Origin of the sequence: Pseudomonas frederiksbergensis, assembly GCF_003732275.1 — a bacterium.
In the GTDB taxonomy this organism is placed as follows: Bacteria; Pseudomonadota; Gammaproteobacteria; order Pseudomonadales; family Pseudomonadaceae; genus Aquipseudomonas; species Aquipseudomonas frederiksbergensis_H.
This window is the reverse complement of the sequence record NZ_MOBM01000039.1, coordinates 547,341-550,048: the sequence shown is the minus strand read 5'-3', so window position 1 is coordinate 550,048 and position 2,708 is coordinate 547,341. Positions and strand designations below refer to the sequence as shown.

Sequence of the window (2,708 nt, the reverse complement as noted above, 5' to 3'; positions counted from 1 at the left end):
GCCTGGGCGACGAAGGTCGCGGCGCTGTCGACGTCGCTGATGCTCAGGGTGCCGGAGGTGGTCAGTGGTGCATTGGTCTCGGTCAGGTTGGCGATATCGGCGGACAACACGGCGGCGTCGTTGCTGCCGAGGATATGCACGGTGACCGAGGTGAGGGTGCCATCGGCACTGCTTACGGCGAAGGTATCGGTGTAGGTGGTGCCGGCGACGAACTCATTGTGCGCACTATCGGCGACATAGCTCCAGGCACCGTCAGTGCCGATGGAGAACTGGCCATAGGTGCCGTCGGTGTTGGTTTGCGCCTGGAAGCTTTCCGGGCTGTCGACATCGCTGATGCTCAGCTGGCCATTGGTGCTCAGCGGTGCATTGGTCTCGGTCAGGTTGGCAACGTCGGCGGACAGTACCGCGGCATCGTTGCTGCCGAGGATATGCACGGTGACCGAGGTGACGGTGCCGTCGGCGCTGCTCACCGCGAAGGTGTCGGTGTAGGTGGTGCCGGCGACGAACTCGTTGTGCGCGGAGTCGGCGACATAGCTCCAGGCACCGTCAGTGCCGATGGAGAACTGGCCATAGGTGCCGGTGTTGGCCTGGGCGACGAAGGTCGCGGCGCTGTCGACGTCGCTGATGCTCAGCGTGCCGGTGGTGGTCAGCGGGGCATTGGTTTCGGTCAGGTTGGCGATGTCGGCGGACAACACGGCCGCATCGTTAGTGCCAGTGACGGTAACGGTCACCAGCTGAGTGTCCATGCCGCCGAGGCCATCGCTGACCTGCACGCTGAACACTTCATCGTGACTTTCTCCAGCCCCCAGCGACTGCACCGCACTGGCGACACCATCGGTGCCATTGGCCAGGGTGTAAGTCCATTTTCCGGTGCTATCCACCGCGATCGAACCGTAGGTGCCGGTATTCGACCCGGCAATGCTCCAGGTGGCCGTGGCCGCGTGATCGATATCGGCCGAACTGAACTGGCCGCTAACGCTGAGCGTGGTGTCTTCCTGCACCGCGCCGGCATCGTTGCCCGTAGCGAAGCTGAGTACCGGCGCATCGTTACTACCAGTGACGGTGACGGTCACCAGCTGGGTGTCCACGCCGCCGAGGCCATCGCTGACCCGCACGCTGAACACTTCATCGTGACTCTCGCCAGCCTTCAACGACTGCACCGCGCTGGCGATTCCGTCGGAGCCATTGGCCAGGGTGTAAGTCCACTGGCCAGTACTGTCCACCGCGATCGAGCCATAGGTGCCCGAAGCCGATCCATTGATTGTCCAGGTGGCCGTGGCCGCGTGATCGATATCGGCCGAACTGAACTGGCCACTGACGGTGAGCGTGGTGTCTTCCTGCACCGCACCGGCATCGTTGCCCGTCACGAAGCTGAGCACGGGCGCGTCGTTAGTGCCGCTGACGGTAACGGTCACCAGCTGAGTGTCCACGCCGCCGAGGCCATCGCTGACCTGCACGCTGAACACTTCATCGTGACTTTCTCCAGCCTTCAGCGACTGCACCGCACTGGCAATGCCATCAGTGCCATTGGCCAGGGTATAAGTCCATTTGCCAGTGCTATCCACCGCGATCGAACCGTAGGTGCCGGTATTCGTACCGGCAATGCTCCAGTTGGCCGTAGCAGCATGATCGATGTCGGCGGAGCTGAACTGGCCACTGACGGTGAGCGCGGTGTCTTCCTGCACCGCGCCGGCATCGTTGCCCGTCACGAAGCTGAGCACGGGCGCGTCGTTAGTGCCGCTGACGGTAACGGTCACCAGCTGAGTGTCCACGCCGCCGAGGCCATCGCTGACCTGCACGCTGAACACTTCATCGTGACTTTCTCCAGCCCCCAGCGACTGCACCGCACTGGCGACACCATCGGTGCCATTGGCCAGGGTGTAAGTCCATTTTCCGGTGCTATCCACCGCGATCGAACCGTAGGTGCCGGTATTCGACCCGGCAATGCTCCAGGTGGCCGTGGCCGCGTGATCGATATCGGCCGAACTGAACTGGCCACTGACGCTGAGCGCAGTGTCTTCCTGCACCGCACCGGCATCATTGCCCGTCACGAAGTTGAGCACCGGCGCATCGTTAGTGCCGGTGATAGTGATGGTGACCGTCTGCGTCGCCGAGGCAGCATTAGCCGCACCGCTGTCGTCGGTCGCAACCACCGCGTACGAGAAGGTGATGGTTTCTCCCGCACCGAGGAAGTCGAGGTTCTGATTGCTGCTGTAGTCCCAGCTGTTCTGGTCGACCGAAAAACCGGCTACCAGTGCCGAGGCCACGGTCGCATTGAGCACGCCGCCGCTCCAGGCGATGTCGCCGTTGGCGGTCTGCGACACGGTCACCGTGTCGGTACTGTCCAGATCGGCAAAGCTCAGTGCGCCGCTGTCGCTCAGGGTTGAAGTGCCATTGCCTTCGCTCATCGCGCCGGTGGTGTCGGTAATCGTCAGCGTCGGCTGGTCGTTGGTGCCGGTAATCGTAATGGTCACGGTCTGTACCGCGCCGTCGCCGATCGCCACGTTATAGGTTTGGGTGACGATTTGGCCTTCGCCGAGGAACTGCAATGCGGAGTTGTTCACCGCAAAGTTCCAGCCCAGCGAACCGCTGCCCGTGCCGGTGCTGTCGCTCAGTGGGTTAGTGGTGAAAGTGCCCAGATAGCCGGAAGCCCCTGGCGTGACGGTGACGCTGTGGGTGTCGATCAGGTCGGCGTCGGTGAAGGCGAT

The 2,708-nt window shown here is 62.9% G+C and carries 1 protein-coding gene; it reads right to left on the bottom strand.

Annotated elements, in window-relative coordinates:
* Window positions 1–2,708, bottom strand: a 2,708-nt coding sequence (locus BK662_RS28615) for a VCBS domain-containing protein (RefSeq protein ID WP_259695965.1), incomplete at both ends; no start/stop codon positions are given.